Genomic DNA, 22,665 nt, shown 5'->3' on the forward strand with positions numbered 1-22,665 from the left:
CGGCCTCGTCACAAACGGGAGCCGATGCGCGGCGCTGCCGCTGCGGCGGCGGGCGCCGGCAGCCTGCGATTCGGACGAACCCGACGGTTGGACATGCATTCCCCTGATTTCCTGATATAGACGCTGACGCCGCTTTCAAAGGGCGTCTGCCCATTGTGTGTTTGAGTTAAATCAACACATTTTTTTGTTGGGCTTGAGTTAGATCAGTCTATCAGTTAGTGCAATTAGGAAACAGTGCCTTGAGGCTATACCGTGGGCGGGCAACAACTGTTCAGCATCTAAATTTGCAACGAAGGACGAAACGGCGCCGCCACCATGCGCATGGCATATCCGTCCGGGCCGGCGCGGTTGGCAGGCCTACCTGGCCCATTCCAGCGCCGCGGGATACGCGGCGCCATCGGAAATCGAATTATGGCCGGCGCCCCTGAGCACCTTGTGCGTCGCCACCCCGTGTCCGAAACGCGACAGCAGGCGCGCCGTGCTCCAGGCGGGGATCACTTCGTCGTGCGCCGCCGCGAGGACCAGGGTCGGCGCGCCCGGGACCGGCATGGTCGAGATGTGGGGGCTCGGACTGCGGCCTGCGCTGGAGGGAAATAGATGAAGGAGCGCTGCAGGAGGAACAGGGCAAGACAGGCGGCGGCGTAGGCGGCGATGGCCAGCAGGAGGATGACGCTCAGGGTCTTTTGCATGGGACGGCTCCTGGGCGGCTGTCGTAACGCGTGGACGGCAGAGCCGTCCACCCTACCGAACTGCGTTTCCGTTCAGCCGGCGCGCACTTTCGTCAGCAGCTTCGTGGTCGAGCGGTCGTGTTCGAAATCGATGGCGATCGCCTGGCCGCCATAGGCCAGCACCGCCTGCCCTTCGGGAATCGCGCTCATCTCGTAGTCGCCACCCTTGGCGTAGATGTCGGGACGCGCTTCGAGCACGGTCTCCAGCGCCGTGTCCTCGTCGAATTCCACCACCAGGCTGACCGACTCCAGTGCCGCCAGCACGGCCATGCGGTCGGCCAGCGTGTTCAGGGGGCGGTCATCGCCTTTGCCGAGGCGTTTCACCGAGGCGTCGGTGTTCGCCGCGACGACCAGCGAGGCGCCCAGTTCGCGCGCCTGCGCCAGGTAAGTGACGTGGCCGCGGTGCAGGATGTCGAACACGCCGTTGGTCAGCACGACGGGTTTTGGCAGGGCGGCGACGCGCGCCTTGAGCTCGGCGCGCGAGCAGATCTTCGATTCAAAATTCGGCATAAGGTGTGAAGTGCGTTCAGCTTGGGTTTGCAGGGTCTTGCGGTTCTTCTTCGAGCATCATCGACAGCGGCGAGGCCGTGCCGGCGCCCGCATCAAGCTCGCGTCGTTCGCCCGACAGCTTGATCTGCAGGCGCAGGCCGTTGGCCGAGTCGGCATTGCGGATCGCCTCGTCGTAGCTGATATGGCCCTTGTTATAGAGCTCGTACAGCGCCTGGTCGAAGGTGCACATGCCCAGTTCGCGCGACTTGTGCATGATCTCCTTGATGCTGTGGAAGTTCCCCTTCAGGATCATCTCGCCGATGGTCGGCGTGTTCAACAAAATCTCGATGGCGGCTTTCCGGCCTTTGCCGTCCTCGGTGCGCACCAGGCGCTGCGAGACGATCGCGCGCAGGTTGGCGGACAAATCCATCAACAGCTGGTTGCGGCGCTCTTCCGGGAAGAAGTTGATGATGCGGTCCATGGTCTGGTTCGCATTGTTCGCGTGCAGGGTGCCGAGGCACAGGTGGCCCGTCTCGGCAAAGGCGATCGCGTGTTCCATCGTCTCGGTGTCGCGAATTTCTCCGATCAGGATCACGTCCGGCGCCTGGCGCAGCGTGTTCTTCAGGGCGTTGTGCCAGGAGAGGGTGTCGACGCCGACCTCCCTGTGCGTGACCAGGCAGTTCTTGTTCTTGTGGACGTATTCGACCGGATCTTCGACCGTGATGATGTGGCCGGCCGAGTTGCTGTTGCGGTAGTCGATCATCGCGGCCAGCGTCGTCGACTTGCCGGAACCGGTACCGCCGACCACCAGCACCAGGCCGCGCTTGGTCATGACGACGTCCTTGAGTACTTCGGGCAGTTCGAGTTTTTCGAAATTCGGGATTTCCGAGGCGATGGTCCGCACCACCATGCTCACGCTTTGCTGCTGCACGAAGACGTTCACGCGGAAGCGGCAGACGTTCGGCAGCGAGATCGCGAAATTGCATTCCATTTGCGCTTCGAATTCGGCGCGCTGGCGCTCGTTCATCAGCGACAGCGCCAGCGCGCGCGTGACTTCGCCGGTCAGGCGCTGCTGGCTCATCGGCTTCATCGTGCCCTGCTGCTTCATGCTGGGCGGAAAATCGGCGGAAATGAAGAGGTCCGAGCCGCCCTGCTGGTACATGACGGTGAGCAGTTTCTGGATATAGGCCAGGGCTTCGGCAGGGCCGAACGTGGAGGACATGCGGGGTGCCTTTCTGAGCGTCGCGAACAGTCGCCGGGCGAGATTGACCATCGATCCCACCCACGGTGCATTATATCGACTACTATCTCGTTAAAATACTTTCCCCGGCTGACCACGCCGGGCCATGGCAGGTTTATTATTGCATCTCTGCAATGCGTCTGACCATACTCCTATGACACTCACCGAGCTGAAATACATCGTCGCCGTTGCGCGCGCCAAACACTTCGGCCACGCGGCCGAGTCGTGTTTCGTCGCGCAACCCACCCTCTCGGTCGCCATCAAGAAGCTCGAAGACGAGCTCGGCGTTACCCTGTTCGAGCGCGGCGGTTCGGAAGTGTCGGTGACGCCGGTCGGGGCCCAGATCGTGGCCCAGGCCGAGCGCGTGCTCGAGCAGACCGCGGCGATCAAGGAACTGGCCAAGCAGAACAAGGACCCGCTGGCCGGCCCCCTGCGCCTGGGCGTGATCTACACCATCGGCCCGTATTTGCTGCCGCCTTTGGTAAAAAACCTGATCGACAACGTGCCGCAGATGCCGCTCGTGTTGCAGGAAAATTTTACGGTCAAACTGCTGGAACTGCTGCGCCAGGGCGAGCTCGACGCCGCCGTCATGGCGCTGCCGCTGCCCGACCACGGCATGCTGATGCAGACGCTGTACGACGAACCGTTCGTCGTCGCCACGCCGCGCACCCATCCGTGGTCGCGCCGGCGCGAGATCCCGGCCGACGACCTGAAGGCGGAAACGATGCTGCTGCTGGGCAGCGGCCACTGCTTCCGGGACCAGGTGCTGGAAGTGTGCCCGGAAATGGCGCGCTTTTCGTCGCCGGGGAACGGCATGCAGCGTACCTTCGAAGGCTCGTCGCTGGAGACGATCCGGCACATGGTGGCCAGCGGGATTGGCCTGACGGTGCTGCCGCGCGCTTCGGTGCGCGACATGGAGGATCCGAACGGGATGCTGTCCTTCGTGCCCTTCTCGGCGCCGGCGCCATCGCGGCGCGTGGTCATTGTCTGGCGCAAGAGTTTTACGAGGCGGGCGGCGATCGAGGCGGTGTGCAATGCGGTGGCGCAGTGCGATTTGCCGGGGGTGGATATGCTGGGGCTGGACAAGGCCGCGTAAAAATACCGGTAACGCATCTGGTGGGACGTAGGGTGGGCTCCGCCCACGCGGTGATACCTGACCTCAAGATCGTCGAATACGACATCGGAGCCAGTGATACCTGACCTCAAGATCGTCGAATACGACATCGGAGCCGGCGCGTATCACCGCGTGGGCGGAGCCCACCCTACGTATCCGGTAAAATCCCTGTCTTGTACACAATAATTCTTGCGCGACAAGAAGCGAATCATGAACAAGCTGGCGCTCTATTTCCGCCTGGTCCGCGCTGACAAGCCGATCGGCATCCTCCTCCTGCTCTGGCCCACCCTCTGGGCACTCTGGATGGCATCCGGCGGCAAGCCCGATCCGACCGTCGTCGTGATCTTCGTGCTCGGCACCGCCCTGATGCGCTCGGCCGGCTGCGCCATCAACGATTACGCGGACCGCGATTTCGACAAGCACGTCAAGCGCACCGTCGACCGGCCCCTCACCAGTGGCCGCATCAAGGGCTGGGAAGCAGTGATGGTCGCCGCCGTACTGGCCATTATCTCCTTCGTGCTGATCCTGCCGCTCAATACCCTGACCAAAGAGCTGTCGGTACTGGCCCTGATCGTCGCCGGCTCCTATCCGTATTTCAAACGCTTCTTCGCGATCCCGCAGGCCTATCTCGGCATCGCCTTCGGCTTCGGCATCCCGATGGCCTTCGCCGCTGTCCAGGGCAGCGTGCCCGCCCTGGCCTGGTGGCTGCTGCTGGCGAACGTGTTCTGGGCCGTGGCCTACGACACCGAATACGCGATGGTCGACCGCGACGACGACCTCAAAATCGGCATCCGCACTTCCGCCATCACCTTCGGGCGCTTCGACGTGCTTGCCGTGATGCTGTGCTACGGCGTGGCGCTGGCGATCGACCTGGTGTGCGGCTGGATGCTGGGCCTGCGCTGGTGGTTCGTCGGCGGCGTGGTTGTCGCGGCCGGGATGGCGCTCTACCACTACACCCTGATCCGCGACCGCGACCGCATGCGCTGCTTCGCCGCCTTCCGGCACAACAATTGGTTGGGTGCGGCACTTTTCATCGGTGTCGCGTTAGACTATGCATTAGGATAATATTGTCCGAATTGCACGACCTGTTGCGGTGTACAAGGCCGCATTCACATTGACATGAAGAGGACCACCCCATGATGGAAAAAATCCCGACCCAGACCGGCGCCCGCGATCAACTGATGGCCGACCTGAAAACCGTCCTCCAGGACGCCGAAGCCTGGCTGCGCCACGGCAGCTCGCTGACCGGCGAAGAACTGAAAAACGCGAAAGCCAAGTTCGAAAGCGCCATCACCAGCGCCAAGGACGGCCTGGCGAACATGGAAGTCATCGAAAAATCGAAAGCCGCCGCCAAGGCCACGGACACCTACGTCAAGGACAATCCGTGGAAAGCGGTCGGCATCGGCGCCGCTGCCGGCGTCGTGCTGGGCATGCTGATCAACCGCCGTTAAGGCGCGTTGATGGTCTTCACAGAGACGCTCAAGCGGATCGGCACGACCGGGGTCTCCATGGCGCGCACGCGCCTGGAGCTGGCCGCCGTCGAGGCGCAGGAAGAAGCGCGCTCGCTGCTCGGCTACGCCGCCTGGACGCTGCTGGCCGCCTTCCTCGGCGCCTTTGCGTTCATGCTGGTCGCGCTGTTCGTCATCGTGCTGTTCTGGGATGAGCACCGGCTGCTGGCGATCGGCGCCATGGCCGGCGTGTTTGCGCTGGCCGCGCTGCTGATTCTGGCGAAGGTGCGTGCCGGCTTTGCCGCGCGCGGCCCGATGCTGGCGGCGACGCGCGCGGAGCTGGGCAAGGACATTGCCTTCATCCAGGGCACGGGAGCGGTGCATGAATAGCGAGAAGACACCACTGGCGATAAGGCGCGCGCATCTGATCGCCGAATGCGCGCGCCAGCGTGGGGATTTGGCGGACGAGCTCAATGTGCTCAAGGCGCCGGTTGAACGCATCCATGGCGCGGCAGGGTTCATGCGCGATCATCGCATTTCCTTGCTCGCTGGTGCCGGTGTGGCGGTGGGCGTGATGATTGCGCGGCCGAAGCCGGTGTTCGGTGTCGTGGCGGCGGGTGCGTCGCTGTGGCAGCTTGCGCAGAAGATGATGCCGGTCGTGCAGCGGGTGCTGCCGATTGTAAGATCGCGGATTGGCGGGCATTTGGGGTAACCGACTGCGGACGGGCTGGCGGGCGACGATTTGTTGGCCGCTAGCCTGGCTTGATGCGCGTACCGCGTGGGCGCGGGGCGCCCACCCTACCTGTTACGCCCTCATATTTCGACACGCCGGGCTTGCGCTTCTTGTAGGGCGGGCGCCCCGTGCCCACGCGGTACAACCCCATCGTGGACACGCACACGAACGCGCCTTAACCTGCTCCCAACTCATCCCCCAACTCGCGCCCACGCGCCGCCGCCGCCTGCATCGCCTCGACAATCGCCACCTTCACGCCCGCCGCCTCCATGCTGGTAATGGCCGCATGCGTCGTCCCGCCTTTCGAGGTCACGCGCTGGCGTAATACGTCCAGCGTTTCGCTTGATTGCGCCGCCAGCTGCGTCGCGCCGGCAAAGGTCGCCAGTGCCAGCTCCCTGCCCTGCTGCGCGCTCAGCCCCATCTCGGCTGCCGCGGCCACCATCGCTTCCAGAAAATAAAACACATACGCCGGCCCGCTCCCGGAGACCGCCGTCACCGGATCGATCAGCGCTTCGTCATCGAGCCACACGGTCTGGCCGACCGCGCGCAGCACGGCGTCGGCGGCGTTGCGCTGCTCTGCGCTGACGCCGGCCAGCGCCACCAGGCCGGTGACGCCCATGCCGATCAGTGCCGGCGTATTCGGCATTGCACGCACGATGGCGCCATAGCCGCCCAGCCAGCGCGACAAGTCCACGCCGCGGATACCGGCCGCGATCGACAGCACCAGCGGCGCGCCCGTCAAATGGGGCATGAGCGCCCCAGCCACTTCGCGCATCTGCTGCGGCTTCACCGCCAGCACGATCACGTCAGCCGAAGCCACGGCCGCGTCGATGCTGCCAGCCGTCGTCGCGCCATACTGTGCGGCGAGCCGCTCGCGTGCTTCGGGATTCGGATCGACCACGTGCACCTGCGTTCCCGCGCCGGCATTCTTCACTAATCCGGCGATCAAGGCGGTCGCCATGTTCCCGCCGCCGATGAAAGCGATCTTCATAAATGTCCTTTAATCATAGTTGCGTGAGCCGAAAATCGCGCTGCCGACGCGCACGATGGTCGCGCCTTCGAGAATGGCCGATTCCATGTCGCCCGACATGCCCATCGACAGCGTGTCGATGTCCAGGCCGCCGGCGCGCAGGCCGTCGGCCAGCTGGCGCAGTGTGGCGAAGGCCGCGCGCTGCAAGGCCGGGTCGGTTTGCGGTTCGGGGATCGCCATCAGGCCGCGCAGCTTCAGGTTCGGCAGCGCCGCCACCGCGCGCGCCAGCTCCGGGAGTTCGGCGGCAGTGGCGCCGCTCTTGGTCGCCTCGCCGCTGATGTTCACCTGCAGGCAGATGTTCAGCGGTCCCAGCTCGGGCGGACGCTGTTCGGACAGGCGCTGCGCGATTTTCAAACGCTCGACCGTGTGGACCCAATGGAAGTTGGTGGCGATCGGGCGCGTCTTGTTGCTCTGGATCGGGCCGATGAAATGCCATTCAAGTGCCGTATCCGGTTGCGCGCGCGCCACGGCGGCGATCTTTTCGATGCCTTCCTGCAGATAGTTTTCACCGAAGGCGCGCTGCCCGGCGGCGACCGCTTCGAGCACGGCTTCCATCGGGAAGGTCTTCGAAACGGCGAGCAATTTAACGCTGGACAGGGGCCGCTTGGCGGCCTGCGTCGCGGCGGCGATTGTCGCTTCGACAGCTTGCAAGTTGGCAGCGATTGTGGACATAATTGTTTTCTATAGGAAATTTTCGCGCAGGTACTCAAGACGTACGCCGAAGCTGCTCCCTCAGAGCGCTCCACCGCACAGGATTATAAATGGACATCTCAGAACTACTCGCCTTCTCGGTGAAGAACAAAGCCTCCGACCTGCACCTCTCGGCCGGCCTGCCGCCGATGATCCGCGTGCATGGCGACGTACGCCGTATTAACCTGCCGCCGCTCGAGCACAAGGACGTGCACGCCATGATCTATGACATCATGAACGACGGCCAGCGCAAGCAGTACGAAGAAATGCTCGAGTGCGACTTCTCGTTCGCGATTCCCGGCCTCGCCCGTTTCCGCGTCAACGCCTTCAACCAGGAGCGTGGCGCGGCCGCCGTGCTGCGTACAATTCCCTCGAAGATCCTGTCGCTCGAAGAGCTGAATGCACCGAAGATCTTCGGCGAACTGGCCTTGAAACCGCGCGGCCTGGTGCTGGTCACCGGCCCGACCGGCTCCGGCAAATCGACCACGCTGGCGGCGATGATCAACCACCTGAACGAAACCGAATACGGCCACATCCTCACCATCGAGGACCCGATCGAATTCGTGCACGACTCGAAGAAATGCCTGATCAACCAGCGCGAAGTCGGCCCGCACACGCTCTCGTTCAGTAATTCGCTGCGTTCCGCGCTGCGCGAAGACCCGGACGCCATCCTCGTCGGCGAGTTGCGCGACCTCGAGACGATCCGTCTCGCTTTGTCAGCCGCCGAAACCGGCCACCTCGTGTTCGGCACCCTGCACACCTCGTCGGCCGCGAAAACCATCGACCGTATCGTCGACGTGTTCCCGGCCGAAGAAAAAGAGATGGTGCGCGCCATGCTGTCCGAATCCCTGCAGGCCGTGATTTCGCAGACCCTGCTGAAAACCAAGGATGGCTCGGGCCGCGTCGCCGCGCACGAGATCATGCTCGGCACCCCGGCCATCCGCAACCTGATCCGCGAAGCGAAGATCGCCCAGATGTATTCGTCGATCCAGACCGGCAGCAATGTCGGCATGCAGACGCTGGACCAGAACCTGACGGACCTCGTGCGCCGCAACGTGATCTCCAGCGCTGCAGCACGTTCGGCAGCAAAGATCCCCGAAAACTTCCCGGGTTAAGCTCGGTCAAGGACAATCATGGAACGCGACCAGGCCTCAAAATTCATGTTCGACCTGCTGCGCCTGATGGTCAGCAAGGGCGGCTCGGACCTTTTCATCACCGCCGGCTTCCCGCCCGCGATCAAGATCGACGGCAAGATGACGCCGGTCTCGAGCCAGCCATTGACGGCCGCGCACACGGCCGACCTGGCGCGGTCGATCATGAACGACAAGCAGACCGCCGGCTTCGAACTGACGAAGGAAGCGAACTTCGCCATCAGCCCGGGTGACCTTGGCCGCTTCCGTGTGTCGGCTTTCGTCCAGATGAGCAGCGTGGGTATGGTGCTGCGCACGATCACGACGCAAATCCCGAAATTCGAAGACCTGGCCTTGCCCGTGGTGCTGAAGGACGTCGTCATGTCCAAGCGGGGTCTCGTGATCATGGTCGGCGCGACCGGTTCGGGCAAATCGACGACGCTGGCCGCGATGGTCGGCTACCGCAACGAGAACAGCTACGGCCACATCATCACGATCGAGGATCCGGTCGAATTCGTCCACCCGCACCGCAACTGCGTGATCACGCAGCGCGAAGTGGGCGTCGACACCGACAGCTTCGAAGCGGCCCTGAAAAACTCGCTGCGCCAGGCGCCGGACGTGATCCAGATCGGGGAAATCCGCGACCGCGAGACGATGGAACACGCGATCGCCTTCGCGGAAACCGGCCACCTGTGCCTGGCCACGCTGCACGCCAACAGCGCCAACCAGGCGCTCGACCGCATCATCAACTTCTTCCCCGAGGAGCGCCGCCAGCAGCTGTTGATGGATTTGTCGCTGAATTTGCGCGGCCTGGTCTCGCAGCGCCTGATCCCGAAGAAGGAAGACAAGGGCCGCGTAGTGGCGATGGAAATCATGCTCAATTCGCCGCTGATCTCGGACCTGATCTTCAAGGGAGAAGTCCACGAGATCAAGGAGATCATGAAGAAGTCGCGCGAGCTGGGCATGCAGACCTTCGACCAGGCGCTGTTCGACCTGTACGAGGCGGACAAGATTTCGTATGAAGACGCGCTGCGCAATGCCGATTCGGTGAATGACCTGCGCCTGAATATCAAATTGAACAGCAAGAATTCGAAGGACCGCGATTTCTCGGCGGGGACCGAGCACCTAGGACTGGTCTGAGCCGCGCGCGGGGTGATGGCGTATCATCCCGGCATGAACGTTTTCGACTTCCAGGCCGCTCTACTGGACGGCACCCCCATCGACCTGTCGCGTTACCGCGGCAAGGTGCTCCTGATCGTCAACACGGCCAGCGCCTGCGCCTTCACGCCGCAGTACAAAGGACTGGAAGAGATCTGTCGTCGCTTTCACGAACGCGGCGTCGAAGTGCTCGGGTTTCCCTGCAACCAGTTCCGTGAGCAGGAGCCAGGCAGCGCGGCGGAGATCGGCGCCTTTTGCGAAAAGAACTACGGGGTCAGCTTCCCGCTGTTCGCCAAGATCGACGTCAACGGCGCCAATGCGCACCCGCTGTTCCGCCACCTCAAGCGCGCAGCGCGCGGGGTGCTGGGCACGCAATCCATCAAATGGAACTTCACCAAGTTCCTGGTCGCGCGCGACGGCCGCGTGGTCAAACGCTACGCGCCGAACACCGCGCCCGACAAAATCCTCGGCGATATCGAGGCCCTGCTCGCGGCGTGAGCCCGCATGGCCGCCCGTCCTTTGGCACATAAAAAGCCCGCGCAGGCGGGCACGCATAACGCGCGGGCATGCCCGCCCTACGGTACGCCACCGCCATCGCTTTTGGTCGAGGCCGCTGCGAAACCCAGGGCGGGCATGCCCGCGCGCCGGCCACGACGCGCCACCGTCCTCGTTCCTGGTCGAGACCGCTGCGCAACGTCGGGCGGGCATGCCCGCGCGCCAACCACCGCGCACCACCCTCCTCGTTCCTGGTCGAGACCGCTGCGCAACGTAGGGCGGGCATGCCCGCGCGCCGACGCCAGGAGCGGCGCTCCATCGACAACAAAGGCCGCTCCGATATGCATCGAAGCGGCCTTCTTGACTGAACGGTATTACCGCGCAGGCGCGGGCTTCCTTACTGCGTGCCCGGGCTTATTTCGAGATCGGGGCCGCGGCAGGCATGGCTTGCGTGCCGGTCGAAGCCGGTGCGGTGCCGGTATCGACTGGTGCGCTGACCGGGGTCGAGGCCGGGGCCGTCGTCGTCGTGGTCGACGTCATGCCGCTATCGGCCGCAGTGCCGGTCGCAGTCGAGGTCGAGGTCGAACCTGCTGCGCTACCGGTATCGCCCTGGGCGCCCGTCGAGCCCTGGGAGGTGGTCGAACCCTGGGTGTCGGCAGCATCGGTCTTCGCCGTGTGCTTCGCAACCTTGTGCTTCGACTTGGCCTTGGCGGTTTTCTTCGCCTTCGTGGTGGTCGCCTTGGCGGCAGGCTTGGCTTCGGTCTTGGTGTCGGCCTGCGCGGTCGCCGTGCTGTCCTTGGCGCCGGCGTTCAGGGTTGCCTTGACATCCTTGTTGTCCACCAGCACGGCCGTTTTCGTGTCGGCTTTTGCTGCGTGGACCTTCGCAACAGGCGTAGCTGGGGTTTGTGCGAAGGCGGCGCTTGCGAACAGACCGGCGATCAGGGTGGCGATGATTTTCTTCATGGTGCGGCTCCTTGTGGTTGTCGTGTAGTGCACGTTAGTTTCAATGTCACTGGGCTAAGAACGCGACAGGTCGAAAGACTGTTGACCGGTTTAACAATCGCTTACATCCTTGGCATTTGCTTACAGGTGATGCAAGATTTGTTGCCGGGAGAGGACACGGGCGAAAAAAGCCCGCGCAAGGCGCGGGCTCGATTGGATGACTTGCGCTTACTTGGTCTTGGCGGTGGCGGCGACATCGGCGCCGTGCGTGCCCGCGTGGACCTGGGTGCTCGCCTCGGCTGGCGGCTTCACGTCCGATTTGACGGCGGTCTTCGCATCCTTGGCATCGGCTTTCACGGCCGCCTTGGCTGCCTTGGAGTCGGCCTTGATCGCTTTCTTCGATTTCTTCGTATCGGCCTTCAGGGTCGCCTTGGCTTCCTTGGTGTCGGCCTTCACGTCAGCTTTCGCTTCCTTGGTGTCCGCCTTCACTTCGGCCTTGGTGGCAACGGGCGCGGTGGTGGTGGTCACAGGGGTGGTGGTTTGGGCGAATGCGGCGCTTGCGAACAGACCGGCGATCAGGGTGGCGATGATTTTCTTCATGGTGCGGCTCCTAGTGGGTTGTCTTGTCAGTGCACGTTTCACATGTCACTGAGCCTTAAACGAAGCACCCCTGGGTGCTGTTGACGGGTTTAACAATCCCTTACATCGCTGGCATTTGCTTACAACTCGGCACCAGCGCACAATGCCCCACCTTACCCGACTGCCCACACCATGAACCTCCACCGCCTCGACCTGGTTTCCCTTTCCCTGTTTGCGCTGGTCGTGCGTACCGGGAGCATCAGCAAGGGTGCGGCACTGGCCAATCTCGCGGTCGGCGCCGCCAGCAGGCGCATCTCCGACCTGGAAACCATGACCGGCACCCTCCTCCTGGTGCGGCATTCGCGCGGGGTGAGCCTCACCGTCGCCGGCGAGGCGCTGCATCGCCATGCGCAGCGCATATTGGCCGATGTCGATTTGCTGACGGCCGACCTGTCGGATTACGCCTCGGGCCTGGTCGGCGTCGTGCGCCTGTGGGCGAATACCTCGGCCGTCACCCAGTTCCTGCCGCAGGACCTTGCCGCCTTCACTGCGGCCAACCCCGGCATCCGGATCGAATTCGAAGAAGGCGACAGCCGGGAAATCGTCGTCGCGGTGCTCGATGGCCGGGCCGACCTGGGCATCTTCGCCGACCGGACGCCGGCGCTGGGCCTGGACCTTGTGCCCTACCGCAACGACCGCCTGAGCCTGGTCGTACCGCGCGAGCATGCCCTGGCCGGCATGCGCAGCCTGTATTTCAGGGACGTGCTCGATTATGACTTCGTCAGCCTCTCCGCCGGCACGTCGCTCGCGCAGCGGCTGCAGGCCGAGACCGAGGCGCTGGGACGCAACCTGAAACTGCGCATCCGCGTGCGCAGCTTCGATGCCATGTGCAAGATGGTGGCGGCCGGCATGGGCATCGCCGTGCTGCCGTCCGGCGCGGTGCAGGAACTGGTACGCTCGCTCGACCTGCGCCAGATTGTCCTCGACGATCCCTGGGCCGAACGCAGCCTGCTGATCGGCCTGCGCGACGCCAGGGCTGTGTCGCGCCACGTTCGGCTGCTGCTGGAACACCTGCAGCAGCCGCCGGTATCGTAGGGTGGGCATGCCCACGCGGAAGCACGCCTCGTATTGGCGCTGTAGGTATCGCACATGGTGCATCGTGGCGACGCGTCGACGCACATAAGCGAGATCCACGCACGTAACGCGTGGGCATGCCCACCCTACGGCATGCCGGTATCAGGTCCGAAGCCGACAATGCGCCTATTCCAGCTTTCGCGGTTTGCGAAAGCTGGCTTCTCCCCTTTTCGCTTCTGTCATCCGCGGCGGCGGATCAAAATACCTTAACGCATTACCAATCGAGTAAAGGTCCATCATGCAGGCAGGTCAGAACATCCCGGAAGGCGCCTTGCGCGGCGTGCGCGTCATCGAAATGGGGCAGCTCATCGCCGGACCGTTCGCCGGCAAGACGCTCGGCGAGTTCGGCGCCGATGTCATCAAGATCGAGGCCCCCGGCAGCGGCGACCCGCTGCGCAACTGGCGCATGATCAAGGAAGGCACCTCGGTCTGGTGGCAGGTTCAATCGCGCAACAAACGCTCGATCGCGCTCGACCTGCGCAGCCCCGAGGGCCAGGACATCGCCCGCAAGCTCATTGCCGAAGCCGATGTGCTGATCGAGAATTTCCGCCCCGGCACCCTGGAAGCCTGGGGCATGGGCTACGAGGCCCTGTCGGCACTCAATCCCGGGCTGGTCATGTTGCGCATCTCGGGCTACGGCCAGACCGGTCCTTACCGCGACCTGCCCGGCTTCGGGGCGATCGGCGAAGCCATGGGCGGGCTGCGCCACCTGACCGGGGAACCGGACCGCGTGCCGGTCCGCTGCGGCGTCTCGATCGGCGACACCCTGGCCGCCCTGCACGGCACCATCGGCATCCTGACGGCCCTGTACCACCGCAAGGTCAACGGCGGCAAAGGGCAAGTCATCGACGTCGCGCTGCATGAGGCAGTGTTCAACGTCATGGAAAGCCTGATCCCGGAATACAGCGCCTTTGGCGCCGTGCGCGAAGCCGCGGGCAGCGCCTTGCCGGGCATCGCGCCGTCGAATGCCTACCGCTGCAGCGATGGCTACGTGCTCATCGCCGGCAATGGCGACAGCATTTTCAAGCGCCTGATGGGCGTGATCGGCCGCGACGACCTGGCTAGCGCTCCGGACCTGGCCAACAACGCGGGCCGCGCCGCGCGGGCCGCGGAACTCGATGCCGCCATCGGGGTCTGGACCGCCACCCGTGCTGCAGGCGAGGTGCTCGAGGTCCTCGGACAGGCACGGGTACCGGCGGGTAAAGTCTACACAGCCAAAGACATCGCGGAGGACCCGCACTACCGGGCGCGCGACATGATCCTGTCCCAGTCCACCCGCGACGGCTATGAACTGGAGGTGCCGGGCGTGGTGCCCAAGCTGATGGGCACACCGGGCACCGTGCGCTCCTCCGCGCCCGGTCTCGGTGACGACACCGACGGGGTACTGCGGGACATTGGATTGACCGAAGAACAAATCGCTGCCTTGCGCAGCAAAGGAGTGGTGGCATGACGAGCTGGAATGGCGCCGGGCGCCGCATTTATATGCAGGAAGTGGGCACGCGGGACGGCTTGCAGGCCGAATCCGTATTCGTGCCGACGGCTGAGAAGATTGCCCTGGTCGACAGCCTGTCGCGGGCCGGCATGGCGAAGATCGAGGTGACCGCCTTCGTCTCGCCCAAGGCGATTCCCGCCCTGGCCGACGCGCAGGAAGTCATGCGCGGCATCGAACGGGTACCGGGCGTGATCTATAGTGCGCTGGTCCCGAACGTGCGCGGCGCCGAGCGCGCCATCGAGAGCGGGGTCGATGAACTCAACCTCGTGATGTCGGCCAGCGAAAGCCATAACCTGTCGAATTTGCGCATGACGCGCGAGCAGTCGTTCAGCGCCCTGTGCGAGGTAGCGGCCCTGGCCAGGGAAGCGTCGCGTGCGGTGAACATCTCCTTGTCCTGCTCCTTCGGCTGCCCGATGGAAGGCGATGTGGCGGAGGACACCGTACTGGCCTGGTGCGCGCGCTTCATCGGCGAGCTTGGTGCCGGCGGGATTACCCTGTGCGACACCACGGGCATGGCGTTTCCGACGCAGGTGGCCTCATTAACCCGGCGCTTCCGCGCGGCCTGGCCCGATATCGAACTGAGCCTCCACTTCCACAACACCCGCGGCATGGGACTGGCGAATGTACTGGCCGGCATCGATGCGGGCGCCGACCGCTTCGACGCCTCGCTCGGCGGGATCGGCGGCTGCCCGTATGCGCCTGGCGCGTCCGGCAACGTCTGCACCGAAGACGTGGTACATGCCCTGCAGCTGATGGGCTATGACACCGGCATCGACCTGGAACAGTTGCTGGCGGCCTCGAAGCGCCTGCCGGGCCTGATCGGACACGAGACGCCGAGCCAGGTCACCAGGGCCGGACGCCGGCTCGACCTGCACCCGCCGCCGAAGGATTTCGAATCGATCAGGGAGCGCGCGCATGCGCGTGCCGACTGACCCGGGCCGACAGTAGCAAGCATGCAGCAACATAAAACAACCATCATTCTTGATGAAATAAGGAGACACCATGAAACCGATTAATTCCGTCCTCGATTCTGTCCTGTTACGCACCTGTGCCCTGTCGCTCGCAACGGCGCTGACCGCCACGGGCGCGCATGCGCAGGACCCCTCCCCCACGCAAGCGGTGACGCTGCTGGTATCGGCTGCGCCGGGCGGCACGACCGACCTGGCGGCGCGCATGATTTCCGAGCCGCTGTCGAAGGCACTGGGCAAACCGGTGGTCGTCGACAACCGGCCGGGTGCTGCGGGCGTCATCGCCGCCTCGGCGGTCAAGCGCGCGAAACCGGACGGCTACACCCTGATGGTGCAATACTCCGGCTACCAGGTCATTACCCCGCACGTGATCAAGGTGCCGTTCGACCCGGTCAAGGATTTTGCGCCGGTGGCCAATCTCATCGTCGCCCCGCAAGTCATCGTGGTCCGTCCCGACCTGCCGGTCAAGACCCTGCCTGAACTGATCAGCTATGCCAAGGCGCATCCCGGCAAACTGTCGTATGCGTCGTCGGGCAACGGCTCGCTGCAGCACGTGACCGGCGAGATGATCAACCAGCTCACCGGCGTCAACCTCACCCACGTCGCCTACAAGGGAACCGGCCCGGCCCTGACCGATATGCTGGGCGGCACGGTCGACATGACCTTCACCACCGCGCCTCCGCTGCTCGGCCACATCAAGACCGGCAAGCTGCGCGCGCTGGCCATCACCGGCAATGTCGCCTTGCCGAGCCTGCCGAACGTGCCGACCACCTCGACCATCAAAGGATTCGAGAAGCTCGACGTCAGCTCGTGGTTTGCCGTGTATGCGCCCGCGGGCACGCCCAAGCCGATCATCGACAGGCTCAGTAGCGAGATCAAAAAGATCATGGCGACGGCGGAATTCAAGAGCAAGGCGGAAGCGCAAGGTGCGTATGCGGTCTACATGACGCCCGAGGAACTGGCCGCCCATACCAGCAAGGAACTGCAGACCTGGGGCAAGTTCGTGAAGGACGCGAAAATCACGGCCGACTGACGCACCCTAGGCAAACGTCTCACCTTCAGGCTACATTCAAACCCATCTCCCGTACGATCTCCGCCGCCTGGCGCGGCGAGATCGTCGCGCCGACGAACAGCTTCGCGTTCACCAGTTTCACCCCGCCCAAATCCACCTCGCGCAAATCGGCGCCATCGAAACGCGTGTCCTTGATGTGGGCCTCGCGCAGGCTGCCGCCCACGAACACGGCTTCGCGGAAGTCGCAGCCGGACAAATCGGCGTCGGCGAAGTCCAGTCCAATCAAGGTCATCTTCCTGAACGACATGCGGCGCAGGTCGGCGCCGCACAGCAGGCTGTCTTCAAAGGACAGGCCGAGATAGGTCACCTCTTCGAAGGCGGCGCCGGTCAGCTTGCAGCTGCGGTAGCTGCACGAGGCCAGCCTGGCGCGGCGCCACTTGCTGTTGTTCAGGTCCGAGGATGCGAAGTGGGCGTCGACCAGGTCGGCGGACTCGAAATCGGCGTGGCCCGCGCGGCAGCGCTGCCAGCGCGTGCGCGACAGGTTGGACGCGTAGAACGAGGTGTCGAGCAGCGCGCAGTTGTTGAAGACGCTGTCCTGCAGGTCGAGGCGCGAGAGGTCGGCGCCGGACAGATCGCAGTCCTCGAAGACCAGCAGCGCGCCCTCCTGCAGCAGTTGTTCGATGCGGGCGCGGTCGACGGATTCGCCGCTGAGGGTGATGGTTGGGCGTGGCATGGAATCGATGCTGTGAAGCGAATCAGCGGGTCTGGATCTCGGCCGAGGCGTGGATCACGCAGCCGCGGTTGATGTTTTCGAGGAAGCGGATCGCTTCGGCCATCGATGCCGAGGATGGCACCAGGCGGTTCAATCCGGGCTCGCTCGCCACGCGGTCGAGGCCATAGGCAAGCGCGCGCGAGACGTCGCGGCCCTGGCGCCCGTCGCTGTTGTAGAGGGCCTCGTAGACACCGACTTCCTCCCACAGGGGGACGAAACCGGGCGTGGTGGAGTCCTCGAAGACGACGACCGGCTCGGGGCCTCCTTCGTCGCGCACGAGGCGGAATACGGAACTCATTGCTCTCTCTCGTCGATTGGGGTGGGACGGAATGCTAGCACGGGTGCGGCAAGCGTGTGGTCTGCGGTGGCGTGCGGGTATTCATGGGCACGAAAAACGCGTGGGCTCGAGAGCCCACCCTACGTTACGCGTCCGCCACGGACAGTTGCGCACCGTAGGGTGGGCATGCCCACGCGCTGCTAGCACGGGTGCGGCAAGCGTGTGGTCTGCGGTGGCGTGCGGGTATTCATGGGCACGAAAAACGCGTGGGCTCGAGAGCCCACCCTACGTTACGCGTCCGCCACGGACAGTTGCGCACCGTAGGGTGGGCATGCCCACGCGCTGCTAGCACGGGTGCGGCAAGCGTGTGCTCTGCGGTGGCGTGCGGGTATTCATGGGCACGAAAAACGCGTGGGCTCGAGAGCCCACCCTACGTTACGCGTCCGCCACGGACAGTTGCGCACCGTAGGGTGGGCATGCCCACGCGCTGCTAGCACGGGTGCGGCAAGCGTGTGCTCTGCGGTGGCGTGCGGGTATTCATGGGCACGAAAAACGCGTGGGCTCGAGAGCCCACCCTACGTTACGCGTCCGCCACGGACGGTTGCGCACCGTAGGGTGGGCATGCCCACGCGTTTTCGTGCCCCAACCTACCCGACCGCCACATCACCCCCGCAATGCACGATCCACCAATTCGATCCAATGCGTCACCGGCGTCTCCGTCCCCGACTGCAAATGCGCCATGCACCCGATATTCGCCGAGACGATCTCCGTCGCCCCGGTCGCCTCCAGGTTCGCCAGCTTGCGGTCGCGCAGCTCGTGCGCGATCTCCGGATGCAGCACCGAATAGGTGCCGGCCGAACCGCAGCACAGGTGGCTGTCGGCGCACAGCATGACGTCGACGCCCGCCGCGCGCAGCACGCCTTCGACCTTGCCGCGGATTTGCTGGCCATGCTGCAGCGTGCACGGCGGGTGGAAGGCCACGCGCTCGCTGATCTTGCCGCCCATCGCCGTTGCCAGCTCCTCCTGCAGTCCCGCCATGATTTCCGACAGGTCGCGCGTGAGCATCGAGATGCGCCCCGCCTTGGCGGCATACGCAGGATCGTGCGCCAGCAGGTGGCCGTATTCCTTGACCGTGACGCCGCAGCCCGAGGCGGTCATCACGATCGCCTCGACTTCTTCGCGTTCCACATACGGCCACCAGGCGTCGATATTGCGGCGCATGTCGTCCAGCCCCGCCGCCTGGTCGTTCAGGTGATAGCGCACGGCGCCGCAGCAGCCGGCCTTCGGCGCGACCATCAACTGCACGCCGAGCGCATCGAGTACGCGTGCGGTGGCCGCGTTGATGTTCGGCGCCATCGCCGGCTGCACGCAGCCGTCCAGCACCAGCATCTTGCGCGCGTGCTGGCGCGTCGGCCAGTGGCCGGCCGGGCGCGGGCGTTGCACTTTGTCCTGCATCTCTTTCGACAACAGCGGCCGCAGCGCGGTGCCGACGCCATATGCCGGCTTGAACAGGCTTGTACGCGGCAGGAATTCCTTGAGCATGGTGCGCTTGATGCGGTCCGATGCGGGACGCGGCACGCGCTCCTCGACCACGCGGCGGCCGATGTCGACCAGGCGTCCGTATTTGACGCCCGAGGGACAGGTCGATTCGCAGTTGCGGCAGGTGAGGCAGCGGTCGAGGTGCAGCTGCGTCTTGCGCGTCGGCTCGACCCCTTCCAGGACCTGCTTGATCAGGTAGATGCGCCCACGCGGGCCATCGAGTTCATCGCCCAGCAGTTGATAGGTCGGGCAGGTGGCGGTACAAAAGCCGCAGTGCACGCAGGCGCGCAGGATCGCTTCGGCTTCAATGCCGTCCGCGGTGCCCTTGATGAAGTCGGCCAGGTTGGTTTGCATGCTTAGAATCTATCCCAGTAGTGAATGAGTCGTTGCTGACGCGCCTGGCAAGCGGGCGCTGCGTTGCTCGTCGCGAGTTTCATAAATTCGTGGCTCGCCATCCGGCCTCCTCGCGCCTTGCGCGCGCTTCCCAGCCATCGTCATCAACTTCCTCCTTCCCTACTGGAATAGATTCAGAACATCCGTCCGGGATTGAAAATATGCGAAGGGTCGAAGGCCGTTTTCAGGCGCTCGTGGATGCGCGCCACGGCGGGCGCCAGCGGCTGGAACACGCCGGCTGACTTGTCGCCGCCGCGGAACAGGGTCGCGTGACCGCCGACCGCGCGCACGGCGCTGCGGATGGTCCCGGCGTCGCTTGACGCCGCGCGCAGCCAGCGCTGCGCCCCGCCCCATTCGACCAGCTGTTCGCCGTTCAATACGATGGCGCCCGTTGTCGACGGCACCGAGAGGCGCCACAGCGGCGCCTCTCCAGCAAAGAAGGCATGGCGCTGTTCGCGCAGCTCGGTCCAGAAGCCGGCGGCGTCAGGCATCACCTGCCCGCCCAGCGCGTTCACCGCCGCGTCCACCGCCGCCCGCGCGCCCGACAGGCGCAACGTCAGCACGCCGCCGTGCCAGCAACTCGCCGAGACCGGCAAGGGCTGGCCGCCCCAGGCGTTGAGCATGCGGATCGCCTCGATCTCGCTGGCCTCGAAGCGCAGCGTCGTCTCCGCCACCGTCCGCGGCAGCACTTTCACGGAGAGCTCGGTGATCAGCCCCAGCGTGCCGAGCGACCCGGCCAGCAGGCGCGAGACGTCGTAGCCGGCCACGTTCTTCATGACCTGGCCGCCGAAGTTCAGGAGTTCTCCCTTCCCGTCCATCAGCTGGGCGCCCAGCACGAAGTCACGCACGCCGCCGCTGTTGGCGCGGCGCGGACCGGACAGGCCGGCGACGATCGCGCCGCCAAAGGTCGCGCCGTCACCGAAATGCGGCGGCTCGAAAGCCAGCATCTGGTTCTGCGCCGCGAGCGTCGCTTCGATCTCGGCAAGCGGCGTGCCGCAACGCGCGGTGATCACCAGTTCCGTCGGCTCGTAGTCGACGATGCCGGCGTGGCCGCGCGTATCGAGGATCTCGCCTTGCAGCGCCCCGCCATACCAGTCTTTCGTCCCGCCGCCGCGAATCCGCAGCGGCTGTTGCCGAGCAGCGGCCGCTGCTACCTGCTCCCTGAATTGTTCAATCATCGTCATTGAGTCAGAAGCGCGGAAGGTCGGGAAACGGCACGGCGCCGCCGTGCACGTGCAGCTTGCCGAATTCGGCGCAGCGGTGCGGCGTCGGAATGGCCTTGTCGGGGTTGAGCAGCATCGGCACATCGAAGGCGCGCTTGACGGCGAAGAAGGCATCGAGCTCCGCGCGCTCGAACTGCACGCACATCGAATTGATCTTCTCCATGCCCACGCCGTGTTCGCCCGTGATCGTGCCGCCCACTTCCACGCACAGCGCCAGGATGGCCGCACCAAAGGCTTCGGCGCGGTCGAATTCGCCCGGCTGGTTCGCATCGAAGAGGATCAGCGGATGCATGTTGCCGTCGCCTGCGTGGAACACGTTCGCGCAGCGCAGCCCGTACGTGGTTTCCATCTGCTCGATGTTGGTGAGTACATGGGCTAGCTGCTTGCGCGGAATGGTGCCATCCATGCAGTAGTAGTCAGGCGAGATGCGCCCCGCCGCCGGGAACGCATTCTTGCGGCCCGACCAGAACTTCATCCGCTCCGCTTCGTTCTGCGAGATCGCGATCGCGCTGGCGCCGGCTTCCTGCAGCACGGCCGTCATGCGCTCGATCTCTTCCGCCACTTCCAGGGGCGTGCCGTCGGCCTCGCACAGCAAAATCGCGGCCGCGTCGGTGTCGTAGCCGGCGTGGACAAAGGGCTCGACCATGCGCGCCGAGGTGCGGTCCATCATCTCCAGGCCGGCCGGGATGATGCCGGCCGCGATCACGCTGGCCACCGCATTGCCGCCGGTGACGACGTCGTTAAAACTGGCCATGATCACCTGGGCCGCGGCCGGCTTCGGCACCAGTTTGACCGTCACTTCGGTCACGATGCCCAGCATGCCTTCCGAGCCGATGAAGACGGCCAGCAGGTCCAGGCCGGGGGCGTCGAGCGCCTCGCTGCCCAGTTCGATGATCTCGCCGTCGATGGTGGCCACGCGCACGCGCAGCACGTTGTGGACGGTCAGGCCGTATTTGAGGCAGTGCACGCCGCCCGAATTCTCCGCCACGTTGCCGCCGATGGTGCAGGCGATCTGCGAGGACGGGTCCGGCGCGTAGTACAGGCCGTACTGGGCCGCGGCCTCCGAGATGGCGAGATTGCGCACGCCCGGCTGGACCACGGCGGTGCGCGCATAATCGTCGACACGGACGATGCGGTTCAGGCGCGCCGTGGACAGCACCACGCCGTCATGGATGGGCAAGGCCCCGCCCGACAAGCCCGTACCGGCGCCGCGCGGCACGATCGGCACCTCGAGCTCGCGGCAGACGCCCAGGATCGCCAGCACCTGTTCTTCGTTCGTCGGCAGGGTGACGATCATCGGCAGCTGGCGGTAAGCCGCCAGGCCGTCGCATTCGTAGGGCCGGGTGTCCTCCGGATCGGACAGGACGGCGCCTTCGGGGAGGCGGGCGCGCAGGGCGGCGGCAACCTGCCGGCGGCGTTCGGGAGGGACGTGGAGAGGGGCGGACATGCGTTCGATTGTAGCCACAATCACATCGATTTGTCGTATCCTCGGGCTATCTTTTTTTGAAGGCAGGACATCATCATGGGTAATCGACTTTCCAAAATCGCCACGCGCACCGGCGACGACGGCAGCACCGGCCTCGGCGACGGCAGCCGTACCCGCAAGGACAGCGCCCGCATCCACGCCTTGGGCGAAGTCGACGAACTCAATTCCTTCGTCGGCCTGCTGCTGTGCGAAGACATGCCACCCGAGCTGCGCGAAGAACTGGTCTCGATCCAGCACGACCTGTTCGACCTCGGCGGAGAATTGTGCATCCCCGGCTACCAGATGATCAAGGACGAACACGTCGCGCGCCTGGACGGCCTGCTCGAGAAGTACAACGCCGATCTGCCGGTCCTGCGGGAATTCATCCTGCCGGCCGGCTCGCGCGCCGCCTCCACTGCCCACGTCTGCCGCACCGTCTGCCGCCGCGCCGAGCGCGCCATCGTCGCGCTCTCGAAAGACGACACCATCAACCCGCAGCCGCGCCAGTACGTGAACCGGCTGTCGGACCTGATGTTCGTGCTCGCGCGCGTCCTGAACCGCTTCGCGGGCGGCACCGACGTGCTCTGGCACCACGACCGCAAGCGTGGCTGAAC

The 22,665-nt window shown here is 64.8% G+C and carries 25 protein-coding genes; 13 read left to right on the forward strand and 12 right to left on the reverse strand.

The features are described from left to right. Positions 1 to 357 precede the first annotated feature (357 nt). The 3 genes from AC1MEM_RS23780 to AC1MEM_RS23790 all read right to left on the reverse strand — a co-directional run bounded on the left by AC1MEM_RS23780 (position 358) and on the right by AC1MEM_RS23790 (position 2,439). Complete coding sequence (locus AC1MEM_RS23780; protein ID WP_499474549.1) at positions 358 to 549, reverse strand: hypothetical protein; 192 nt, start codon at positions 547 to 549, stop codon at positions 358 to 360. A 212-nt stretch (positions 550 to 761) separates the two neighbouring features. After that, positions 762 to 1,238: an adenylyltransferase/cytidyltransferase family protein gene (locus AC1MEM_RS23785; protein ID WP_499474550.1), complete on the reverse strand. Its 477-nt coding sequence runs from the start codon at positions 1,236 to 1,238 to the stop codon at positions 762 to 764. Positions 1,239 to 1,254: 16 nt separating this feature from the next. Further along, complete coding sequence (locus tag AC1MEM_RS23790) at positions 1,255 to 2,439, reverse strand: PilT/PilU family type 4a pilus ATPase (protein ID WP_499474551.1); 1,185 nt, start codon at positions 2,437 to 2,439, stop codon at positions 1,255 to 1,257. Between the two features lie 172 nt (positions 2,440 to 2,611). On the opposite strand from AC1MEM_RS23790, the gene AC1MEM_RS23795 reads away from it, so the two are divergent. The 5 genes from AC1MEM_RS23795 to AC1MEM_RS23815 all read left to right on the forward strand — a co-directional run bounded on the left by AC1MEM_RS23795 (position 2,612) and on the right by AC1MEM_RS23815 (position 5,731). Beyond that, positions 2,612 to 3,553 carry a hydrogen peroxide-inducible genes activator gene (locus AC1MEM_RS23795; protein ID WP_499474552.1) on the forward strand — a complete coding sequence of 314 codons (942 nt, stop codon included), beginning with the start codon at positions 2,612 to 2,614 and terminating at the stop codon, positions 3,551 to 3,553. A 228-nt stretch (positions 3,554 to 3,781) separates the two neighbouring features. Further along, positions 3,782 to 4,636, forward strand: a complete 855-nt coding sequence (gene ubiA / locus AC1MEM_RS23800; RefSeq protein ID WP_499474553.1) for a 4-hydroxybenzoate octaprenyltransferase — start codon at positions 3,782 to 3,784, stop codon at positions 4,634 to 4,636. A gap of 71 nt (positions 4,637 to 4,707) precedes the next feature. Then, entirely contained in the window at positions 4,708 to 5,022 is a 315-nt protein-coding gene (locus tag AC1MEM_RS23805; protein WP_499474554.1) for an ElaB/YgaM/YqjD family protein, read from the forward strand. A 9-nt stretch (positions 5,023 to 5,031) separates the two neighbouring features. After that, entirely contained in the window at positions 5,032 to 5,409 is a 378-nt protein-coding gene (locus tag AC1MEM_RS23810) for a phage holin family protein (protein ID WP_499474555.1), read from the forward strand. Then, entirely contained in the window at positions 5,402 to 5,731 is a 330-nt protein-coding gene (locus AC1MEM_RS23815; RefSeq protein WP_499474556.1) for a YqjK family protein, read from the forward strand. The genes AC1MEM_RS23810 and AC1MEM_RS23815 overlap by 8 nt, the downstream gene beginning before the upstream one ends. 196 nt (positions 5,732 to 5,927) lie before the next feature. Here the strand turns inward: AC1MEM_RS23815 and proC are convergent, their stop codons facing one another. Beyond that, positions 5,928 to 6,743, reverse strand: a complete 816-nt coding sequence (gene proC / locus AC1MEM_RS23820; RefSeq protein WP_499474557.1) for a pyrroline-5-carboxylate reductase — start codon at positions 6,741 to 6,743, stop codon at positions 5,928 to 5,930. A 9-nt stretch (positions 6,744 to 6,752) separates the two neighbouring features. Next, complete coding sequence (locus tag AC1MEM_RS23825; protein ID WP_499474558.1) at positions 6,753 to 7,454, reverse strand: YggS family pyridoxal phosphate-dependent enzyme; 702 nt, start codon at positions 7,452 to 7,454, stop codon at positions 6,753 to 6,755. Between the two features lie 89 nt (positions 7,455 to 7,543). Between AC1MEM_RS23825 and AC1MEM_RS23830 the strand changes: the two genes are divergently transcribed. The 3 genes from AC1MEM_RS23830 to AC1MEM_RS23840 are packed head-to-tail and all read left to right on the forward strand — an operon-like array spanning position 7,544 to position 10,258. Next, on the forward strand, positions 7,544 to 8,587 hold the full coding sequence (locus tag AC1MEM_RS23830; RefSeq protein ID WP_499474559.1) for a type IV pilus twitching motility protein PilT: 1,044 nt from the start codon (positions 7,544 to 7,546) through the stop codon (positions 8,585 to 8,587). Positions 8,588 to 8,605: 18 nt separating this feature from the next. Next, positions 8,606 to 9,742 carry a PilT/PilU family type 4a pilus ATPase gene (locus AC1MEM_RS23835; protein ID WP_499474560.1) on the forward strand — a complete coding sequence of 379 codons (1,137 nt, stop codon included), beginning with the start codon at positions 8,606 to 8,608 and terminating at the stop codon, positions 9,740 to 9,742. A 33-nt stretch (positions 9,743 to 9,775) separates the two neighbouring features. Continuing rightward, on the forward strand, positions 9,776 to 10,258 hold the full coding sequence (locus tag AC1MEM_RS23840) for a glutathione peroxidase (RefSeq protein WP_499474561.1): 483 nt from the start codon (positions 9,776 to 9,778) through the stop codon (positions 10,256 to 10,258). A gap of 411 nt (positions 10,259 to 10,669) precedes the next feature. Here AC1MEM_RS23840 and AC1MEM_RS23845 read toward each other — a convergent pair whose 3' ends face one another. Together AC1MEM_RS23845 and AC1MEM_RS23850 are read right to left on the reverse strand one after the other, a co-directional pair. Beyond that, positions 10,670 to 11,218, reverse strand: a complete 549-nt coding sequence (locus AC1MEM_RS23845) for a hypothetical protein (RefSeq protein ID WP_499474562.1) — start codon at positions 11,216 to 11,218, stop codon at positions 10,670 to 10,672. A gap of 207 nt (positions 11,219 to 11,425) precedes the next feature. Further along, positions 11,426 to 11,797 carry a hypothetical protein gene (locus AC1MEM_RS23850; protein ID WP_499474563.1) on the reverse strand — a complete coding sequence of 124 codons (372 nt, stop codon included), beginning with the start codon at positions 11,795 to 11,797 and terminating at the stop codon, positions 11,426 to 11,428. A gap of 171 nt (positions 11,798 to 11,968) precedes the next feature. Here AC1MEM_RS23850 and AC1MEM_RS23855 point away from each other — a divergent pair, with 171 nt between their 5' ends. The 4 genes from AC1MEM_RS23855 (at position 11,969) to AC1MEM_RS23870 (ending at position 16,403) form a co-directional block, all read left to right on the forward strand. After that, complete coding sequence (locus AC1MEM_RS23855; RefSeq protein ID WP_499474564.1) at positions 11,969 to 12,871, forward strand: LysR substrate-binding domain-containing protein; 903 nt, start codon at positions 11,969 to 11,971, stop codon at positions 12,869 to 12,871. Positions 12,872 to 13,148: 277 nt separating this feature from the next. Beyond that, positions 13,149 to 14,360: a CaiB/BaiF CoA transferase family protein gene (locus AC1MEM_RS23860; protein ID WP_499474565.1), complete on the forward strand. Its 1,212-nt coding sequence runs from the start codon at positions 13,149 to 13,151 to the stop codon at positions 14,358 to 14,360. After that, positions 14,357 to 15,334 carry a hydroxymethylglutaryl-CoA lyase gene (locus AC1MEM_RS23865; RefSeq protein WP_499474566.1) on the forward strand — a complete coding sequence of 326 codons (978 nt, stop codon included), beginning with the start codon at positions 14,357 to 14,359 and terminating at the stop codon, positions 15,332 to 15,334. The genes AC1MEM_RS23860 and AC1MEM_RS23865 overlap by 4 nt, the downstream gene beginning before the upstream one ends. A gap of 70 nt (positions 15,335 to 15,404) precedes the next feature. Next, complete coding sequence (locus AC1MEM_RS23870) at positions 15,405 to 16,403, forward strand: Bug family tripartite tricarboxylate transporter substrate binding protein (protein WP_499474567.1); 999 nt, start codon at positions 15,405 to 15,407, stop codon at positions 16,401 to 16,403. 25 nt (positions 16,404 to 16,428) lie between these two features. On the opposite strand, the gene AC1MEM_RS23875 is transcribed toward AC1MEM_RS23870, so the two are convergent. From AC1MEM_RS23875 to AC1MEM_RS23895, 5 genes are all read right to left on the reverse strand, one after another. After that, the gene (locus AC1MEM_RS23875) at positions 16,429 to 17,115 is read right to left on the reverse strand and encodes a pentapeptide repeat-containing protein (RefSeq protein ID WP_499474568.1); all 687 of its coding nucleotides are present in this window, start codon (positions 17,113 to 17,115) and stop codon (positions 16,429 to 16,431) included. Positions 17,116 to 17,137: 22 nt separating this feature from the next. Further along, a complete protein-coding gene (locus AC1MEM_RS23880; RefSeq protein WP_499474569.1) occupies positions 17,138 to 17,452 on the reverse strand; it encodes a hypothetical protein in 315 nt (104 codons plus the stop codon). Between the two features lie 642 nt (positions 17,453 to 18,094). Next, on the reverse strand, positions 18,095 to 19,324 hold the full coding sequence (gene glcF / locus AC1MEM_RS23885; RefSeq protein ID WP_499474570.1) for a glycolate oxidase subunit GlcF: 1,230 nt from the start codon (positions 19,322 to 19,324) through the stop codon (positions 18,095 to 18,097). Positions 19,325 to 19,497: 173 nt separating this feature from the next. Continuing rightward, on the reverse strand, positions 19,498 to 20,547 hold the full coding sequence (glcE, locus tag AC1MEM_RS23890; protein WP_499474571.1) for a glycolate oxidase subunit GlcE: 1,050 nt from the start codon (positions 20,545 to 20,547) through the stop codon (positions 19,498 to 19,500). 4 nt (positions 20,548 to 20,551) lie between these two features. Beyond that, positions 20,552 to 22,033, reverse strand: a complete 1,482-nt coding sequence (locus AC1MEM_RS23895; RefSeq protein ID WP_499474572.1) for an FAD-linked oxidase C-terminal domain-containing protein — start codon at positions 22,031 to 22,033, stop codon at positions 20,552 to 20,554. 75 nt (positions 22,034 to 22,108) lie between these two features. Here AC1MEM_RS23895 and AC1MEM_RS23900 point away from each other — a divergent pair, with 75 nt between their 5' ends. Continuing rightward, positions 22,109 to 22,663, forward strand: a complete 555-nt coding sequence (locus AC1MEM_RS23900; protein ID WP_499474573.1) for a cob(I)yrinic acid a,c-diamide adenosyltransferase — start codon at positions 22,109 to 22,111, stop codon at positions 22,661 to 22,663. Positions 22,664 to 22,665 lie beyond the last annotated feature (2 nt).

Source organism: Telluria sp. AIW5 (genome assembly GCF_056680575.1).

Coding starts and splice junctions, on each gene's coding strand:
- AC1MEM_RS23780 (WP_499474549.1), bottom strand. CDS start 549: ATGCCGGTCCCGGGCGCGCCGACCCTGGTCCTCGCGGCGGCGCACGAC.
- AC1MEM_RS23785 (WP_499474550.1), bottom strand. CDS start 1,238: ATGCCGAATTTTGAATCGAAGATCTGCTCGCGCGCCGAGCTCAAGGCG.
- AC1MEM_RS23790 (WP_499474551.1), bottom strand. CDS start 2,439: ATGTCCTCCACGTTCGGCCCTGCCGAAGCCCTGGCCTATATCCAGAAA.
- AC1MEM_RS23795 (WP_499474552.1), top strand. CDS start 2,612: ATGACACTCACCGAGCTGAAATACATCGTCGCCGTTGCGCGCGCCAAA.
- ubiA (WP_499474553.1), top strand. CDS start 3,782: ATGAACAAGCTGGCGCTCTATTTCCGCCTGGTCCGCGCTGACAAGCCG.
- AC1MEM_RS23805 (WP_499474554.1), top strand. CDS start 4,708: ATGATGGAAAAAATCCCGACCCAGACCGGCGCCCGCGATCAACTGATG.
- AC1MEM_RS23810 (WP_499474555.1), top strand. CDS start 5,032: ATGGTCTTCACAGAGACGCTCAAGCGGATCGGCACGACCGGGGTCTCC.
- AC1MEM_RS23815 (WP_499474556.1), top strand. CDS start 5,402: ATGAATAGCGAGAAGACACCACTGGCGATAAGGCGCGCGCATCTGATC.
- proC (WP_499474557.1), bottom strand. CDS start 6,743: ATGAAGATCGCTTTCATCGGCGGCGGGAACATGGCGACCGCCTTGATC.
- AC1MEM_RS23825 (WP_499474558.1), bottom strand. CDS start 7,454: ATGTCCACAATCGCTGCCAACTTGCAAGCTGTCGAAGCGACAATCGCC.
- AC1MEM_RS23830 (WP_499474559.1), top strand. CDS start 7,544: ATGGACATCTCAGAACTACTCGCCTTCTCGGTGAAGAACAAAGCCTCC.
- AC1MEM_RS23835 (WP_499474560.1), top strand. CDS start 8,606: ATGGAACGCGACCAGGCCTCAAAATTCATGTTCGACCTGCTGCGCCTG.
- AC1MEM_RS23840 (WP_499474561.1), top strand. CDS start 9,776: ATGAACGTTTTCGACTTCCAGGCCGCTCTACTGGACGGCACCCCCATC.
- AC1MEM_RS23845 (WP_499474562.1), bottom strand. CDS start 11,218: ATGAAGAAAATCATCGCCACCCTGATCGCCGGTCTGTTCGCAAGCGCC.
- AC1MEM_RS23850 (WP_499474563.1), bottom strand. CDS start 11,797: ATGAAGAAAATCATCGCCACCCTGATCGCCGGTCTGTTCGCAAGCGCC.
- AC1MEM_RS23855 (WP_499474564.1), top strand. CDS start 11,969: ATGAACCTCCACCGCCTCGACCTGGTTTCCCTTTCCCTGTTTGCGCTG.
- AC1MEM_RS23860 (WP_499474565.1), top strand. CDS start 13,149: ATGCAGGCAGGTCAGAACATCCCGGAAGGCGCCTTGCGCGGCGTGCGC.
- AC1MEM_RS23865 (WP_499474566.1), top strand. CDS start 14,357: ATGACGAGCTGGAATGGCGCCGGGCGCCGCATTTATATGCAGGAAGTG.
- AC1MEM_RS23870 (WP_499474567.1), top strand. CDS start 15,405: ATGAAACCGATTAATTCCGTCCTCGATTCTGTCCTGTTACGCACCTGT.
- AC1MEM_RS23875 (WP_499474568.1), bottom strand. CDS start 17,115: ATGCCACGCCCAACCATCACCCTCAGCGGCGAATCCGTCGACCGCGCC.
- AC1MEM_RS23880 (WP_499474569.1), bottom strand. CDS start 17,452: ATGAGTTCCGTATTCCGCCTCGTGCGCGACGAAGGAGGCCCCGAGCCG.
- glcF (WP_499474570.1), bottom strand. CDS start 19,324: ATGCAAACCAACCTGGCCGACTTCATCAAGGGCACCGCGGACGGCATT.
- glcE (WP_499474571.1), bottom strand. CDS start 20,547: ATGACGATGATTGAACAATTCAGGGAGCAGGTAGCAGCGGCCGCTGCT.
- AC1MEM_RS23895 (WP_499474572.1), bottom strand. CDS start 22,033: ATGTCCGCCCCTCTCCACGTCCCTCCCGAACGCCGCCGGCAGGTTGCC.
- AC1MEM_RS23900 (WP_499474573.1), top strand. CDS start 22,109: ATGGGTAATCGACTTTCCAAAATCGCCACGCGCACCGGCGACGACGGC.